Origin of the sequence: Streptomyces sp. NPDC057287 (assembly GCF_042667905.1) — a bacterium.
GTDB lineage: Bacteria > Actinomycetota > Actinomycetes > Streptomycetales > Streptomycetaceae > Streptomyces.
Genome location: NZ_JBHUYV010000002.1, coordinates 424,101 through 441,213 on the forward strand (window position 1 = coordinate 424,101; position 17,113 = coordinate 441,213).

Below are 17,113 nucleotides of genomic sequence, written 5' to 3' on the forward strand. Positions count from 1 at the left end.
GGACGGCCGAGCCCCGGAGTCGCGGTGACCCAACCGGCGTCGAGGCCCTGCATCCACTCCACGAAGTCCGCGCGGAGCCGGCCGGCCGCGTCCGTGGGAGCCGGGGCCGGACGGGTGAGCCTCTCCCATCGGGTGATGGCGGCTCCGTACGCTCCCCATCGCCGTCCAGCCGACACCCGTCCACGTGGCGGTGCCCTCGGCTTCTAGCTGCCGGGCCGACCGTTCCCGCGTACATTTAGACTCTCACTCTGGGAGGGGCATTGAGCAAGGTCGTCTTCGTGCACGGCGTCGGCAAGCAGTACCTGAGCGAGGACTCTTTGGCACGGGACGTCGTTCCCGAACTCCAGGGCGGCACACGTCTTGCGGGCGGCCCGGTGCCATCGTCCGACGACGTGGGGGTGGCTTTCTACGGTGACCTATTCCGCCCACGCGGCACCCGCGCGGGGGCCGAACTCCCTTACGATGAGGGCGATGTCGACAACGACGCGGAGTTTGCTCTCCTGATGGAGTGGTGGGCCGAGGCGGCGCGCACCGACCCCGCTGTCCCTGATCCGGCGGCCACCGGTACGCGGGGCCCCGTGGGCTGGACCGCCTCCCGGGCTCTCCGGCTCAACGCCGTGCGAGCAGCCCTGGACGCCCTCACGGGCGCCCGGTACCTGCGCGGGGTTCTCGACCGCGCGCTGATCGGCAGTCTCAAGCAGATGACCGGCTACTTCGGCGACGAGGAGATCCGGCGCGCGGCGCAGGACCGGCTGGCCGCACGGATCACCCCGAGGACACGGGTCGTCGTGGCCCATTCGCTCGGGTCCGTCATCGCCTACGAGACGCTCTGCGACCCGCGGCGTAACGGCGACTGGGACATCCGCATGCTCGTCACCCTGGGATCACCGCTGGGCATGCGCGCCCTCGTCCTCGACCGGCTCGAACCGGCGCCCGAGACCCGCCGAGCCGTGTGGCCGAAGCCGGTGCGGGCATGGACCAACATCGCCGACGACACCGACATCGTCGCCGTCGTACGCGAACTCGGCCCGGCCTTCGGCGAAGGCGTACGAGACGTGGCGGTGAACAACGGCAGCCACATGCACGACGCCACGCGGTACCTGACCGCCGTCGAGACGGGGCGGACCATCTTGACGGGCCTGCTACCGGGGAACGGGACCGTCTGATGCGGTACCTCGTCGCGGCGGGCACCCGCCACTACCGAGAAGCCCCCGAACTTCCCCTGGCCCACGAGGACGTCCACCGGGCGACCGAGCTGTTCGTGTCAATGGGCTACGAGCGTGTCCTCACGGCCGTCTCCTACGACCCGGACTGCGCGTCCTTCGAGAATGCCCTGGCCGACTGGTGCCACACCCCCGGACTGACCGCTGACGACGTCGTAGTCGTGTACTACGCCGGGCACGGGGACCGCTCCCCGGCCGGCCAGTACCGTCTGGCCTGCGCTGACAGCGAGCCGGGGCGACCACGCTCGTGGCTGTCACTCCCCAACCTGGCCGAGATCCTAGCCACGTCACCGGTCCGCAACGTCCTGTTCGTGGTGGACGCCTGTCACGCGGCGGCGGCCACGGCGGAGATCGGCACCGTCACCGACACCATCGTGGCTGGCCGGGGACGCGGCGACAGATTCGGCGGGGGCACCTGGCTGCTGGCCTCCGCCCGGCATCGCGATCTGGCGGTGGACGGCGCCTTCGTGACCGAACTGGCGAAGGCGTTCCATCAAGGTGACGGGCCGTCACAACGGTGCCTGGCGCCGAGCATGCTCGCCGAGCGGGTCAATCGTTCCCTCACGGCGATGGGGCTGGCCCAGCGGGCCGCGTGCTCGTCCACCGACCAGTCCGAGCGGCCCCCGTTCTTCGTGAACCCCTCCTTCGACCCGAGCGCCGAGGTCACGGGCGACGGGCGCACGGTCTCCGACGCCTCGGACCTCTCCTCGCACTTCGAGCCGCGGGGTCGTGGAGTGGAGCATGTGCACGACCCCGGTTCGTACTTCACCGGACGTGAGCGGGCCCTGCGTGAGGCACGCGCCCATCTGGAGGGCGACGGGCAGGGACAGGCCATGGTCGTCACCGCCGACCCCGGCTCGGGCAAGTCCGCGGTCCTGGGCCGGCTGGTGCTGGAAGGCTGTGCCGACACCTCCGTCAACGCGCACCACCAGACGCTTGAGGCCTTGGTGGAGCGCATCGCCGCCGCGGCGGACGTCCGAGCCAGTACGCCGGTGGCCCTGTTCACCGCCCTTGTGGACCGGGGACGCCCCTTCCGGATTGTCGTCGACTCGCTCGACGAAGCCGGCTCGGCGGGTGACAAGGCCGAGGCCCGCCGCATCGCATGGGAACTGCTGCGCCCCCTCGCGGCGGTGACCTGTGTGCGGCTGGTGGTCGGCTCACGTCGCGAGCTGTTGCCTCACCTCGGCGGGCACGTGCCGGTGATCGACCTCGACAACGGCGAGTACGCGCAGGACACGGAGCCGGCCGAGTATGTGGCGAAGATCCTCTGCGACGAGGGGGCGCCGTACGAACACCGGCCGGACGTGGCCCGCCAGGTCGCCCGCGAGGTGGCTCGCCGGGCTGGGAGATGTTTCCTGGTTGCCCGGATGACGGCGAGCGCTCTGCTGCGCGGTTCGGTCATCGACACTGCCGTACCGGGCTGGGCGGAGCAACTGCCCTCGGACGTTGGAGGCGCTTTCGAGGCGTATCTCCAGCGACTGCCGCAGGAGCGGCACGCCAAGACCATGGCCCTTCTCACAGTGCTGGCCTTCGGAGAGGGCAACGGCCTACCGCGCCGGCTCTGGGTGCAGGTGGCGACCCGGCTCTCAGGCATCCCACTTGTCCAGGCGGATGTCGACCTGCTGCTGGATGAGGACGGCTCCTACTTGGCGCACGCCGACGTGGACGGCACGAAATACTTCCGGCTGTATCACCAGGAACTGACGGACCATCTGAAGCAGCGATCACTCAAGCATCGGGACCTGGCTGATCTTCAGGAGTGTTTTGTGGTGACTCTTTTGGAACTCGTGCCGGACCGGGACTGGTCTCAAGCACATCCGTACGTCCGCACCCACCTGTCGACGCACGCCGCTGCTTCGGGAGAACTGGACGATCTCATCGAGGACGCCTCGTTCGTCGTTCACGCCGACCTGGCGACGCTGCTACCGGCGGTGCGGCGAGCACTGCGCCGACCCACGCTCGCCCTCGCCGTCGAGCGCTACGCCTACCTCGTCGCCAACACTGACTCCGCCCAAGTCGACAAGCCGGCGCTGCTGGCTTTTGTGGCGGGGGCACACGGGGAGCACGCGCTGTCTGCGCAGGCCCAGAACCTGTCGGCTGTGCTGGAGCGCGTGTGGGTGGAGCCACGGGAGATCACCCCGCATCGCGTGGTGGGCCGACACAACGGGGACGCCTATGCGATCCGCTCGTACAGCAAGGGGTGGCGGATCGAGGACCTGGCCCTGCCGGATGGTGGCCACGTCGTGCTCGCGGCGCCTCCGTCGACCCACCACGTGCACGTGTGGCGGCTCGACGACCCCTCGCAGTCGACCCTGCTGCCGCATCCCGCTGTCGTCGCGGGGCTCGCTCTGCTTAATGACGGTGCGAGCCCGGCGCAGGCAGTGACCCTCGACGTCAAGGGAGACATTAGAATATGGGACGTCACCGATCAGACACTGCGCCACACCGCCCCCAGTGGGGCAACGCTGCTGTTCGACGCGGGGTTCCGCGACGACGGCACGCCTGTGGTCGTGTGCGGGGACACCGAACAGGTTCGCGTGTGCACGCTGCCCCTGCTTGAACCACTGGTCCAGGCGGCCTGCGAGACACCCGCGAAGATCGATCTCGACATGCCCGAGGCATCCGCCTACCTCGCCCACGACGCCGACGGCCGCGTCCGGCTCCTGCTGTGCGACGGGGTGCGCGGCCGTGTCACCCTGCACTCCCTCGACGCGGAGGGGAGCGTCGACATCCTGCTCGACGACTGCATCCGGCCCTTCCTGGCCGACCGCATCCATGGCGGCCGAGGCACCGTTGCCGCAGTGTGCGAGCCGCGCACCAGGGTGACGCTGATCGAGACGGGATCGGGACGGATGGCTGCCTTGCCGTTCAACGGGTTCGTCTGGCAGGAGAGCGGCTTCGCCCTGGGCAGTGAGGACGACCCCGTGTTCGTGACGCAGGACCGCGACGATCTGCTCATTGCGCGTCTCGATGGCCCCGTGCAACGCGTCGCGGCCCGGGACAAGGACGCCGACCATGCGAGTTTCCTGGCACCCGTGCTGCTGCGGGCCGGGTTGCACGCCGCGACGGTCGGCTACGGAAGCCAGGTCTGCGTGGTCAGCTGCACGACCGCTGACGCCGTGGGTTCGCCGTTGTGGGGGCACGAGGCCGCAGTCTGCGCCCTCCGGCTGCTTCCCGCTCACGGTGAACCGGGACCCGACATCCTGGCGGTGGGTAACGACGGGACGGCACGACTGTGGCGGTGGGCTGACCATGCCAGGCCGGGCGACCCGCGGTCCGCCTCACTAGAGCTGTCCGCTCCGGAGATCGACTCACTCATTGCCTGGCCCGAGGACCCCCCCGGCGTCATGGCGGTCTCCGGCCGCATGGTCCGGCGCGTTGCGCTCTCCCCGGAGCCCCCCGGCACCACGTTCGACCTGGTCGAGGATCTGTTCGTCGACGCGGTCTCCGAACAGGAGCGCGCTGTGGACCCGGACGGCTCGCTCCAGCTCCTGATTTGGGACTACAAGGGCCAGGTGAAGCCGGACGCTCACTCCGACCTGCCCGGGTGGCCCGGATCCGTTCCTCACTCCCAGGCGGTCTGGCACCGCATCGCCCCGGGCGGACTTGCCGAGCACACAAACCTGACCTGGCTGGAAGGGATGGCCGATCTCGGGGTCCAGGCTCACCTGCTGCCACCGACCTCAAGCCATCCGCACACCCGGCTGCTGGGCCTGGACGCAGTCCGTGGCCGGGTGAAACGCCTCGACACCCCGCACTCGATTCCCGAGTGGACCAACCTTCCCTGGCCGGTCGATCCGAGCAACGACTCGGTCTGTTCGGCGGCCTTCACCACCCTGGAAGGAACCACCGTGCTGCTGACGGGCACTCGCCCGCTTGGGCGCTGGGAAAGCAGCGTGGCGGGCCGATACGACCGCTCGGCCGAAGGGGAGGCACCGCGGGCCGGCATCACGGACGGCCGGCTGTGGGACGTCTCGGCGGGCACGCCTGGTAGGGGCACGCCGCTGAAACTTCTCGGCGACGTCTGCCTCCTCCTGCCGCACCACACCAAAGCCGGGACGCGGTGGGTGGCCCAGCAGGGGCGGGAAGGCACGACAGAAGTCATCGATCTGTCGACGGACAGCCGGTACCGGGTCCGGCCCAGCCAGCCGGTGGACGAACCCCGTTCGGGCATTGGCCACCGGATGATCTCCGAAATCGATGTCTTCCTGCGCTGGACCGAGTTGTCCGACGGGGGTGCCGTCCTGCTCCTCCTGGACCCCGAGGCCTGCGACGACGCCCATGCGGCCCCGGTCACCGTCTGGGATTCCGCCGCCCCAGAAACCCCGCGTCAGCTGGGTTTACCCGCCTGCCGGTTGCTGTGGACGGGACGGGTCCCGGACGGCGACACGCTGGTCGCGATCAGCGACGAACAGGGCGTGGCACTGTGCCATCTACCTAGTGGAGAGAAGGTGTGGTCGGCGCCCCTGCCAGCGCTAGTCACCTCCCTCGCCGCCCTGCCCGCCAGCCCCAACTTCGACCTCGCCGTCGGCACCCAGCAAGGAGTGGTTTTCCTGCGCCCCCGGCTGTCCCGTCCCTGGCGGGAGCGGCTCGGCTACGGGTGACCGGACCTGCCGGCAGCAGCCCGAAGTTCGGAGAGGCGTTGGACTTCGTCCTGCAAAGGGTCAATGGAGTCGTGGCGCTGCACTCCGTACTGCCGCAGGTGGTCGAGGTGGTTCGCAGCAGTGGCAGGAGGCTGCGCCAGCCCGAGGGGTACGCCGAGGTGAAGAGCGAGCCAGCGTGCAATCCGCTCGGTAGCCGACTTCTGGCACGTTGGCTCGGTCACCTCGGGATTCAGCGGTGACGCCGGCCGTAGGCGCTCAGCCCCCTCATTCAGAGCCGTCCGCCTTCCCCGCGGAGACCATTCAGCTCTGACCAGGAAAGCCCAACGCCAGGTGCAGAGGTCCACTCGGAGTGGACCCCTGCACCCCAGGATGCGTGAGGCGTTCGGGTCGACCTCGGCGTGCCAGGCCAGAGTGCCGCCGAGGGCGGCCTGCACGCCCAGGTCGAGGCCGCCGTACCCCGAGCAGATAGACCCGATCAACGGAGAGCACGACGGGGCGACGAGGCCCGGAGCCGTGGCGCGTAGGTCCGGCGCGGCTGAGGAGAGGGGGTAGATCAAGGCGAGTTCCAGGGTCAGAAGAGGGCTGGTGAGGAGGGAGTCTCACGGGTGGCCGCGCGAGGGTGGTCGGGCTGCTGACGGCGTGGGGAGACGGCTGGCCGAGGCTGGGGGTGATGCCCCTGGGTGGGGTGTGCTGCGGGCGCGGGCGGCCTTTACGCGGGCGGGCGGCGGCTCGCCCGCCGACGGCGTGGGTGCCGAGGGCTTCGGAGCCGGACTGCTGTTCGCGGTGGCCCAGCGGGCACGTACCTCGTCGAGCGGACCGAGCGAGTGCAGGGCGTGGTTGATCAGGCGACCGGGCCCCAGGGTCTCGTCCTGAGCCAGGGTCCGGATGGCTCGCGCGGAGGCGGCGGCGGTGCGAGTGAGGGAGGAGCGCATCACCCGGTGCCCGAACCAGTCGGCGCTGCCAGGGACCATGCCTTCGCAGACGGCGGTCAGCTGCTCGCTCGACAGAGTGCCGTCGGCCAGCAGGCCGCGTCGCTGGGCCTCCCAGAGCAGGGTGATCCGGTCGATGGGTTCGCCCCGGTGGTGCAGCGCGCCCAGGCACCGGTAGAGCTGCCCGTGGGTTGGGTCGGCGAAGTCTCCCGGCCGCAGCCAGGCCACCACCTCGTCCATGGCTCCTGGCTGCTCGGTGAGGACGGCCAGGAGGAATTGCTCGTCCTCGGTGACCTGGCCGGACTGCGCCGGCGCCGGGGTGTTTGCGGCGGCAGAAGGCGCAGCGGCGGGTTGGACCGGACGAGGATCGGTTCCCCAGCGTCGCGCAAGGTCGGTGAGTACGCCGGTCAGGACGTCCGCCGTACACAGCGCTCCCTCGACCTCGCCCTGGACGGCGTCGGCCCGAGCCGCTTGGTGGAGACGGATCGCATGCTGGGCGACGGTGCGGTGAATCGCTCCCTCCAGCACCATGCGGCCGTACACCGGGGCGTGTTCGGTTCGGGGACATGCCTGGATCAGGGTGTGGGCGTACACCGCGGTCAGCCCGCGCACGTGCTGTCCGGCCTCCCCTACCGCGTCGGTCACCCACGACAGCGGCAACGGTCCCTCGGCCGAGAGCGTGGGATGCCCTTCGCTGCGGAGCTTGCAAAGCGCGCCGAACAGCGCCTGGTGGACCGGCCGATAGAAGTGGTCCGCAGCGAGCCACCCCAGGCGCGTGAGCTGCTCGGGGTCGAGGAGCACGGCACCGAGAACCGCCTGCTCGGCACTCATCAGCGGGTTCACCGCCAGCCGCCGGGTTCAACGGCGGACGCCTCGTCCTGCCGGAGAAGGAGGTTGGCGACCGCATGGTCGGCAGCGGCCATCGACAGGGCGAAGTCGTCCAGGGACGCGGTGAAGGCGGGATCAGAGGCGGGGACCGAGCCGGCTCCGCCGTCAAGCCACCACTGGCCACCGCGCAGAACGACCGGAGCGTCGGCCAACCGGCCCTGGCGCGGGGTGGGCGCGATCATGCCGACAGCCCAAGATCGTCCTGGCCGATGCTCTTCGCGAGGGCCCGCTCGGTGATCGCCTTCGTGGCGCGAGCGGAAGCCGGGCCGACCACCTTGGCGGAGGGCTCCTTATACCAGGGCTTGAGGTTGAGCATGGCGACCCGGATGCCGGTGGCCAGCAGCAGAACCTTGCCCTTGGGCAGGGCGCGGATGGCGTCCGGCGGAAGGATCCGCACGGTGCGCATGCTCACCGAGGTGGACTTGCCGCTCTCGCTCGTCGACACCGAGGTGGTCTGGACGTCGTGGTCGCCGACCTGACGGCTGAGCCGATCCGCGAAATCCGCGTCGTCGATGCCCGAACCGATGATCTTGATGGTGGCGGCGGAGTACAGAGCGTCCATACCGGCCTCGCCCCAGCACCGCTGGCCCTGCCGGTACGACTGCAAGATCGTCATCGGGATCACACCCCGGCTGCCCAGATGCGAGTACAGGTCGGGGAGGTCGCTGATGCGGCACACGTTCGCCGCCTCGTCGAGGACACACAGGGCGGGCGGGTCGAGTCGCCCGCCGGAGCGCTCGGCGACGATCACGGCCGCGCGCATCACGGCGTCGGCCGCCGCCGCGATGATCGCGGACGCGCTGCCGCCGCCGTCCTTGCTCAGCAAGTAGAGGGTGTCGCGAGACGTGGCGAAGGCGAACGGCTGGAACTCGGGGAGGTCCTCGTTCGGGGTGACCCAGGCGGCGACGTCCGGGTCGAGCAGGCAGCTCGCGTACTGCCTCGCTGTCTCGTAGATGCCGTCGCGCGTTTCGGTCGCACCGGAGACGGTGCCCTGGAGTTGGGCGGCGACGGCATGGTGGCCGGCGTCGGTGAGCAGGTCCACCGGGGTGCGGTCGGCCGGCATGGCGAGCCAGGCCAGGACGTCGGTGATCGGCCGACGGTGGGACGCGGCGGCGAGGAAGAGGGCGCCGAGGGTGTTGCTCGCGGCGGTGGACCAGAAGTCGGAGCCACTGGACTCGTCCACGCTCGCGGTGACGAAGTGCCCCGCCAACCTCTTCGCCCCGGCCAGATCGCGGGCGTCAGCGAGGATGTCCCACCACATCTCGCGCGGGTGATGGGCGATCTGCTGCGGATCGAGGGTCCAGATCGTGCCGACCTCGGCGCGGGCGTCCACCGTGGTGGTGAACGCGTCGTTCGCGGCCTTGTTACTGGTGAGCAGAACTGGACCCGGTGCCGAGAGGATCGCGGGGATCGCCAGCCCGGACGTCTTGCCGGAACGCGGGGCCATGATCGCGACGATCACGTCCTCCCAGGACGCGCGGACCTCCGCACGACCGGGATCGAGGGTGCCGAGCAGGATGCCGCGGTCAGCGGGCAGGACCTCTTTTACTCTCCCGGCCGCCCAGGCTCGGGCGCAGGCTCTTCGCCTTGGCGACGATCTCCTTGTCCAGCAGCGGCGCCAGGTCCGCCTTGCGGGCGAGGCCGGACTTGGACCCAGCACGCCAGCGCATCCACAGCACCCCAGCAGTGACGACCAGGGTCACGGTGAACAAGCCGGGGACGACGCGGGCACCGACCATCAGCATGCTGGTGCTCAAGGTCGGCCACAGCACCTCCGGGTGCAGCAGCGCGTCCGTGACGCGGAAGGGGGCCCATGTCCCGCTCCCGGCAAAGGTATTGGTGAGATTCCCGGTCAGCCAGGCGAGGGAGCCGAAAGCCATGGCGGCGCCGAGGATGCCGAACAGGAGGTAGAGGAGCGCGTCCGATCCGGTGGTGGTCGAGGGCGCGCTGGTGCGCGGGGAAGTCACGGCGGTTCCTTGGGTGTGCGAGCGGGTGGGGACGGGGCGCGCTCGGCTCTCGTGCAGCTCATGGGGGTACTCCTGGAAGTCTGACGCGGAACGTTGCAGCGGGGTCGGCCGGCAGAACGAGGCGCGGGTGGACGCGCTGCGGTGGCCGGCGGACTGCCGGTCGACGGCGATGTTCCGGCGCGCGGCGAGGAGGCGCAGGCGCCCCGCTGCCGGTCTGAATCGAAGTTCCGGGCAGCGGACGGCGCAGGAGCAGCTTCGGCACCGAGGACATCGTCGAGCAACTCCCGGCTGCGCAGGACGTTGACCATCTGGTGGTGCCGGGGGTCCGTGCGCTCTGCGGGACAGGCAGCGAGACCGTCCTCGGCGACTTCCAACTGCTCACGGACGTCCTGGAGCATCCCGTACGAGGCCGCCAGTCGGGTCCACGTCTCGAAAGTCGGATGGTGATGCGGGTCGTCGAAGTCGAGACGGGCGTGAGTCCAGTCGGCGGCAGAGGCCACGAGTTCGGTCAGCTCGGGCAGGGCGCCGACCAGCGCGCCGTTGACCTTCTCGATGATGCCGCCACTCATCGGGCGCGGCATCCTCGTGGAGGCGAGAAATCATCCCGCGGACCGAGTACGGATCGGCGGAAGCGCTGGGCAGGCAGCCTGAGCTGCAGCGGCTTGTCGGAGCCCGGTGCCGCGCTGCGGTGGGCGAGCCGGATGTTGTGCTGCATGGCCGCACCGACGGCCTCGCCGATGCTGGAGTAGTACTCGGGCACGTTTGCCTCTTCGGGTGAGTGGTCTCTGACGGGTGAGTCGAGCGGGGACGCGCGACGTAGTGGTGGCCGACGGCAAAGAGAGCCGCCGGGGTCACCGTCGGGGGGGTGCGGCGCGCGGCGGGTGACCCGTCGTAGTGAGCGGCGCCGTCTGGGAACTGGACGCCGAGGAGACCTTGGCCTGGTTTGCCGCGGGAGAGGTGGCCAGAGCGGCACCACGGTGATCACGGACGGTCCGTGCTGCGGAGTAACCCGTCGAAGCGGTGCCGACGCGGCGTAGCTCGGCCTCGAAATCGACGAGTTCAGACTGGGCCGAGCTGACGAACTCCGAGGCGAAGCCGAACCGGTCGGCGAGCGCATACGCGTCGTCGTCCAAGTCGTTGACCTGTTCTCCCGCTGCTTCCAGCGCCTCCCGGACACGCTCCAGCGCACCGTGCTCGGGGTGAAGGAGGTGGTCAACTGCTCGCTGAAGGCTGGCTCCGCCTTCGGCCGCACGGATCTGGTCCGTGATGCTGAGAAGTTCGGCTCCGGCGGCGTAGGGCCCCAGCGCATGCACCGGAGGGCTCATCCGGGCCGTGTCGAGAGACGGCGGAAGGGTGACGCCATAGCGAGCGGCTCGAAGCATCTCGGCCGCATGAGTGGCGATGGCGACCTGGTCGGCGAGCGGAGTGGTGGTGGGCAGGCGATGGCGTCGGCCGTGCCAGTCGTCGATCTGCTTGAAGCCGGCGTGGCGGAGGAGCTGTGCGGAGAGGTCATCGGCAGCGCCCTTGGCAACGACGCTGCCGCTGAACTCGGACGTGATGGTGATCGAGGTAGGCACGGAAGTCTCCGGGGCAGAGGGAGCGAGAGACCCGTTGCAGATGGGCCAGTGGGCAGAGCGTCCGGCAAATCCGGGGTTTGGCCCGGCCGAGAATCGCTGGTAGAGGCCGCCCGGTGGCGGTCCCCACCGCGGCAGGGGACCCGGTCGGTCAGGAGAAGTGATTCTCTGTCGGCCGATCGGCCCCGGTAGCGGCTCGAAGCAGTTCGGAAAGGTCCTCAGGCTCGGACGACCTCTGGTCTTTTCACCACCCGGCGCGGGTCACCGTGCGAGCGCTCTCCTCGATCCCCACCCACTCCGCTTTGCTCGTCGTGCCTTCGGTGACCAGTGCGGTGTCGGCGTCGGGCAGATCCGGTGACGGCCTCGCAAGGCCCAGGAAACCGCCCGCTCGGTCCCCTCCAGCGGAGGCATCCGGCACTGCTCGGGCCAGGCTTCGGACGCGGTCTGCTCCTCGGCGCGCTTCGCCTTGAGCCAGGCGGCCTTGTCCTGCTCGTCGCCCTCGTTCGAGGCGTGCCAGGTCGCCGACCACAGTCAGCTCGTTCTGGATCCAGAAAGCGTAGTTCCAGCGGGCTTCTGCCTGGTCAGAGGCGTCCTGGATGCTGCGTCGGGCCTGGGTTTCAGTGTTGTAGCCGATCGTCAAGGTCGGCTGACGAGGGTCGTCGTCTCGTTGTCGATGAGGAAAGAGACAGCGTGGATGTCGCCGGCATCGGCGGCCGGGATGGATGCGAGGGCCCTCTCGACGAGATGCTGGAGGTGATCGTTGAACGTCCTGGTCGGCGGGGTCCTGTCGGTCGGGGTCATGAGTCCCATTGGTCGCAGTACTCGATGTGGATCTCTCGCGCGGCGCCGAGAATGCCGTCGTTGGAGTGGAGGTCGGTGCAGAAGTGCGGGTAGCTCGGATGGACGGGGACGTATCCGGGGCCGTTTCGGGCGACGTCGAAGAAGTGCTGGGCGGTGTCCCTGAATACCTTCGCGCTGCCGGTCATGAACAGGGTCTCGGCGTGGAGATGCTGGTGGAACAGATCCCGGTTCTCCTGGTAGTGCCGTGCCTCGTGATTAATTACGGCTTCGTCGGTGGGTCCTGGGCCGGGCAGGAGTGCGAGCACCACCCGCTCAATCAGCTGCGGAGCCAGGAGCCTGGGGGCGGGCCGTCTGGTGCGTGGATCCCGTCCCGGGCGCAATCTACTGCGTAGACCGCCCAGTCGCGTGTGTGCTCGCTCAGAGATCTGTCTCTGCTCAGGTGATGGAGGGTCGCCAAGGTGTCGGGTCCGCATGCAAGATCGACCATGAGGAGGACCGTGGCTGCCTTGTAGCGATGGCCGTCCGCAACCTTGGCGTCAAGGGCCAGGTCACTCAACACGCGCCGTGCCTCCAGCAGGCCACCGGCGGCAGCGAGATCTCGGGCTGTCTGCAACGCCACCACGGGCGGGACCTGCCTCTCTTGCACCAGCTGCTGCAGAACTTCACCCACGACACGGCACCGGTCCGGGCCATGACGCACCAGGGCTTGGGCGGCCGCGATCCGAGCCTCCGGCTCCTCGTCGGTCTGGCGTGCGATGCGAGTGAGGAGACGCGACGACCGTGATTGGCTGATCCATCCCCATCGATGAAGCTCCGCTGCCATGGATACGCGCTTAAGCCCGGTGCGGCACTGTGTCAGACGCTCCCAGATGCCCTGGGCAGAACGATGCAGGTCCGGTCCCCACCGGGCGACACTCCGCAGAATTGTGAGCCGTTCGGCATCAGAAGCGGCCGGGCGCGTGTACAACTTTTCAAGGTTCGCAGCCAGTTGGCGACGCACATCAGGCCCCATGACGGCCAAGGCCGCAAGAGCTTGGTGGCGAGCCTCAAGGGGAAGCGTAGCGTCGTCCAAGGCAGAGAGGACGAGTGCAGTTGCTGATCGGCATCCCTGCGGGTCAATCTTCCGTAGTGTCTCGGCCATGGCGAGGCGCTGGGCAGACGAGGCGTCGGCGATCAGCTCCGCCAGCACCACATGGGCCTGTTCAGCGCAGCTCTCGTGTCCCTCGCCACGGGGAAGCAGCTTGACGGCTCTATGCCGGTCTTCCGTGCTTACGGAGGCGTCATGCGCTAGCTCCAGCAGGTGCTCAGTGGCGATGTCGACGGCGGAGAAGTCAAGGAGGACTCCGCACAGCTCGAGGACGTCCTGCGGATCGTGCGCTACCTCGGTGGCCTCTCGTGCCAGCTTGATCACAGGTGCGGCGGCATGGGGAACCTGTCGTAGGAGCCGGATGGCGGCACACCACTTCGGGAGGTCGCATTGACCTGCATGAGCCTGGGCTGCAAGGAAGTTGATGGCGTCGTTGGCGTGCTCGGCGCCCAGTCTGAGTAGAGCCCTGACGGTTTCGCGAGGTTCGCTGGAGAGGTCCGACACCAGGCGGACTGAGAACAGGCCAGTTCCCAAGACCTGCGCGGTCTGCTCGTACGAAGGGGTGTCCCGGTACTTATTGTTGTGCCGGAGCTTGGTACACAGGGCTGCGATGACAGGTTCGGCAGCAATCTGGTCAACAGACGACGGCGAACACCCGGCGGCGATACGAACGAGTTCCAGCGGTACCTCAACCCCGCCGTGTACGAAGACGCGTCGCGCCAGCAGCTCGTACGCGTGCCGTGCCGTGGCGCGCGGTCCGTGGATGAGCATGGCGGCAAGAGCATGGAGTCGGCCGGGTGTGGTGGGCGAGACGTAGACCTCGTGCGCCTCGAAGAGGTCCTTGAACACGGCCGGCGTGGGCGTCTCTGAAAGCGTGCACAGCCGGTGTGCCACCGCGACCCACTGTTCTTCGACCGCTGCCGACGTGTACGTCTCCGGATGCGCGCATAGCCAGCGTGCCACCGCGTTCCACTGTTCCTCGGACAGGTCCGGCTCGGTGGAAGTATGCGTGTCGGCGAGCAGCGTGCGAGGTCTGGGCGCGCTGTCCTGGGACGGGAGGGGATGCTGGCCGCCCTCACGTTCGGGGACTGGGGCGGTGAGGGCGGCCCAGAGCGCGCGGTGTATCGCCGCCACCGTCGACCCGGGATCGCTGAATTCTGGCAGGCCCAGGGCGGCCAACACCTTGGGGTACAGGGGGTGACCAGCGGGCCCGCATTCGCTTCGGCCTGAGATGACGGAGTCCGGGCGCCAAAGACTCACCGTGCTCAGTGTTTCTGTGGACTCGAAAGGGACAGAGGGATCGTCGGAAACGACGCGGTTGTTCCAGGCTGCCGGGTGCCTTTCGGGGATCAGCGTCGAGTACGTCCACGCTGGGGCCTTACTGAAAGCCGAATACCGTCCCCTGGTCTGCGTGGTCTGGGCTCCTCGTGATGGTGACGAGGCATCGATCTCCTCGACGAGTTTCGCGGCTCGTTCACGATCACTGGAGCGCACCCAGTCGTCCTCTCTGGCAATGCGCACAAGGCCGGCCCGAGCGGCGGCACGGGCGTGCGGCCCCAAGTCCATGAGCATCTCCGCCGCGCGCACCCGCTGGAATCCGGTGAGCGGGCGCTCGTCCATGATCGCGGTGAGGGCACGTACCGCTTCCGTCGTGGCGCTACCCGCACGCAAGAGTGCGCGGACGGCGGCATCCCGCAGCACCAAGGGATAGCGCGAGACATCGAGCAATTCCACGAGGAGATCCGCCACGGAGGCAGGAGCTATCCGGACCGCGTCTATGAGGCGTACTAGCAACTCAAGCCATTTGTCCGACCGATGGATCCGCGCGACCCAGTAACTGAGGGTCTCGGTGAGCGCGGCGTGATGCTCCGGCGTGCTGGGAACGCCCTCGAAGATCAGGCGGGCCCCGAGTTCGCGCGCCTGATCGTCGCCGGCCAGTAGCCAGTCCAGCAGGCCGCTCGTGTCCGACAGCAGCGCCCGGTGCAGCACTGCCTCATGGGCACGCGAGTTGCTGTCCACCAGAGCGCCGCGCAAAGTATGCCACCAGCGCGGGTTGGCCGCGTCGAACTGAGCCGGGAGCCTCCGCGCCGCGCCTGCCGAGGCCAGGTGTTCGGCGAAGCTGCGGTGCACGAAGGTCAGGTCGGTGCCGTCGTGGACGACTAGCCCGGTCGAGGTCAGGAGGGCAGCGACGACGTCAGGCCAGTCGGTTGGCTGCGGATACGGCTGGCAGTTGACCGTGCGCAGCCACTCCAATGCGGCGGACAGAATGTCCGCGCCACGGAGCCAGACCGACGCGCAGTGTTCCAGCAGATCGATCCGCCCCGTGACCAGGCGTTCCATGAGGTGGTCGGCTTCCGCCCAACCTGCCAGCCGGGAACGCAGGTTGGCAGTCAGCTGTTCCAGGCGCGATTCATACAGGTGCGACACGAACCGCTGGTAGAGGGCAAATGCGGTCTGTGGCAGCGGCTGGCCGACCCGTTCTTCGAAGACGATGGCCGCGACGGTCGCCATCAGAGGAACGGATACGACTTCTTCGAGACGGGCTGTGCGGATCTGGGCGAGGAAGTCACCCGCGAGATCGGGACGGCTCCGGAACCAGCGCTGCACGAAATCGCGGCGCTGATTCCGCTCGAAAGGCTCAATCTCGCATCGGCCGAGATCACGACGGGCTTCCCAGCGGGACCGCTCGCGTGCCGGGAGCTGCCGGGTCGTGACTAGAAGCCGGTGCTTGGTCTCGATGTCCATGAACCGACGCAGCCGATCGGACAGGTCAGCGCGGGCAGCCACGTCCTCTACCTCGTCCAGGCCATCAATAATGAGCAGCCACCCCGTCTGCCCGACCGGACAGACGCATAGATCTTCACCGATGTCGACGTGTAGGCGGGCCGCGACGGCTGCACGAGCCGTGGCGGACACCGCCGCGAGGAGCTCTGTCTCGGGCCGGCCGGCGAGGTCACGAGCGGATACGCGGATCGGGACCAGCTGGATCGCCTCGCCTCGACGCACGGACGGGATGCGCACCAGCTCGGAGGACATCTGCAGGGTGAGCGTCGACTTTCCCGTTCCCGGAGCACCGACGACCATTAAGTGACGAGAGCGGGCGAGGAACTCCTCGACGGTACGCGGCAGCCGCTCGTCCGCGGCCTGGGCGGCCTCTTGTGCGGTATGGGATCGCGGACGGGATTCCACGCCGGCGGCCAGCTGCTGGCGTACATAGACCTGGGTGAGGTCGTCCCGGTGGAGACCCACGGACCGGTAGGGGAAGGACGCCGCTGCCTGCTGCTGCGCCTTCAACAGCAGCCAGACCCGCGGATTGAGCCGGCCCCGGGGATCCTGGGCGCCCAGGAGACGCTCGCGCAGCACATCGCCGCGGACGCCGTAGCTCTGCCGGATCGGCACGGCGGTGGTCATGTTGCTGTAGGCCACGCGCTCGTGCGCGCTGACCATGAGCCCGACCACGGCCGCCTTGCTGCGGTCCCAGAGCGGGCCGCCGCTGTAGCCGGGCTGGACGGCGAACCCGGTCGGCGGGGCTTCGAGGACCAGCCACTCACCCGCAGCCCCATTGACTCGCAGGCGCACCACGGTCCGTGGGTCTGCATTACCCCGCCAGGCCCACAGGGTGTCGCCTAGTTCCGGAACGGCCACCAGCACCGGCCGCAGCTCGCCCGGCAGGGCCCTCACCGGCTCCAGTTCGGCAAGATCTGCTGCCCAGCGCCCATCGCGCCCGCGCACGGGGGCGGTGTCCGGATCGGTCAGCGCACTGGCCGGCCACCACCGGCGTACCCGGGCCTGGACGCGTACGCCGGGAGCCGCCGGGAACTCCAGGGCGACTTCGGCCCGGCTGGGCGATGCCACGGTGAACTCGTCGCGGCCCAAGGCGAGATTGACGACGTGCGCGCACGTCAGGAGGCTGGGACGGTCAATGTCCCCGCAGTGCGCGTAGACCCCACCGCCGATGACGCGCCCGTCGTCCGCCAGGATGGTGACGAAGGCGCTCCACAGAGGTTCGTCGGCCTCCATCATGATCCGCCTGCCCCCAG

At 69.0% G+C, this 17,113-nt stretch carries 10 protein-coding genes and 1 pseudogene; 2 read left to right on the forward strand and 9 right to left on the reverse strand.

Annotated features, from left to right (window positions below; all coding sequences use genetic code 11):
- Positions 1–260 precede the first annotated feature (260 nt).
- Positions 261–1,166 carry an antibiotic ABC transporter ATP-binding protein gene (locus tag ACFUNE_RS05210; protein WP_383562392.1) on the forward strand — a complete coding sequence of 302 codons (906 nt, stop codon included), beginning with the start codon at positions 261–263 and terminating at the stop codon, positions 1,164–1,166.
- On the forward strand, positions 1,166–5,827 hold the full coding sequence (locus tag ACFUNE_RS05215) for a caspase family protein (protein ID WP_383562394.1): 4,662 nt from the start codon (positions 1,166–1,168) through the stop codon (positions 5,825–5,827). Before ACFUNE_RS05210 ends, ACFUNE_RS05215 begins: the two co-directional genes overlap by 1 nt.
- 599 nt (positions 5,828–6,426) lie before the next feature.
- Here ACFUNE_RS05215 and ACFUNE_RS05220 read toward each other — a convergent pair.
- From ACFUNE_RS05220 to ACFUNE_RS05260, 9 genes and pseudogenes are all read right to left on the reverse strand, one after another.
- On the reverse strand, positions 6,427–7,599 hold the full coding sequence (locus ACFUNE_RS05220; protein ID WP_383562396.1) for a DnaB-like helicase N-terminal domain-containing protein: 1,173 nt from the start codon (positions 7,597–7,599) through the stop codon (positions 6,427–6,429).
- Positions 7,596–7,826, reverse strand: coding sequence for a hypothetical protein (locus ACFUNE_RS05225; RefSeq protein WP_383562398.1), 231 nt, complete (start codon positions 7,824–7,826; stop codon positions 7,596–7,598). The genes ACFUNE_RS05220 and ACFUNE_RS05225 overlap by 4 nt, the downstream gene beginning before the upstream one ends.
- Positions 7,823–9,611: pseudogene (locus ACFUNE_RS05230) on the reverse strand (type IV secretory system conjugative DNA transfer family protein). Before ACFUNE_RS05230 ends, ACFUNE_RS05225 begins: the two are co-directional and overlap by 4 nt.
- Positions 9,608–10,180 carry a hypothetical protein gene (locus ACFUNE_RS05235; RefSeq protein WP_383562400.1) on the reverse strand — a complete coding sequence of 191 codons (573 nt, stop codon included), beginning with the start codon at positions 10,178–10,180 and terminating at the stop codon, positions 9,608–9,610. Before ACFUNE_RS05235 ends, ACFUNE_RS05230 begins: the two are co-directional and overlap by 4 nt.
- A 282-nt stretch (positions 10,181–10,462) precedes the next feature.
- Positions 10,463–11,188 (reverse strand): hypothetical protein, encoded by a 726-nt coding sequence (locus ACFUNE_RS05240; RefSeq protein ID WP_383562402.1) that lies wholly within the window; start codon positions 11,186–11,188, stop codon positions 10,463–10,465.
- 241 nt (positions 11,189–11,429) lie between these two features.
- Entirely contained in the window at positions 11,430–11,825 is a 396-nt protein-coding gene (locus ACFUNE_RS05245) for a hypothetical protein (protein ID WP_383562404.1), read from the reverse strand.
- On the reverse strand, positions 11,822–11,986 hold the full coding sequence (locus ACFUNE_RS05250) for a hypothetical protein (protein WP_383562406.1): 165 nt from the start codon (positions 11,984–11,986) through the stop codon (positions 11,822–11,824). Before ACFUNE_RS05250 ends, ACFUNE_RS05245 begins: the two co-directional genes overlap by 4 nt.
- Entirely contained in the window at positions 11,983–12,294 is a 312-nt protein-coding gene (locus ACFUNE_RS05255; protein WP_383562408.1) for a hypothetical protein, read from the reverse strand. Before ACFUNE_RS05255 ends, ACFUNE_RS05250 begins: the two co-directional genes overlap by 4 nt.
- An 8-nt stretch (positions 12,295–12,302) precedes the next feature.
- Positions 12,303–17,096, reverse strand: a complete 4,794-nt coding sequence (locus ACFUNE_RS05260) for an NACHT domain-containing protein (RefSeq protein WP_383562410.1) — start codon at positions 17,094–17,096, stop codon at positions 12,303–12,305.
- Between the last annotated feature and the right edge of the window lie 17 nt (positions 17,097–17,113).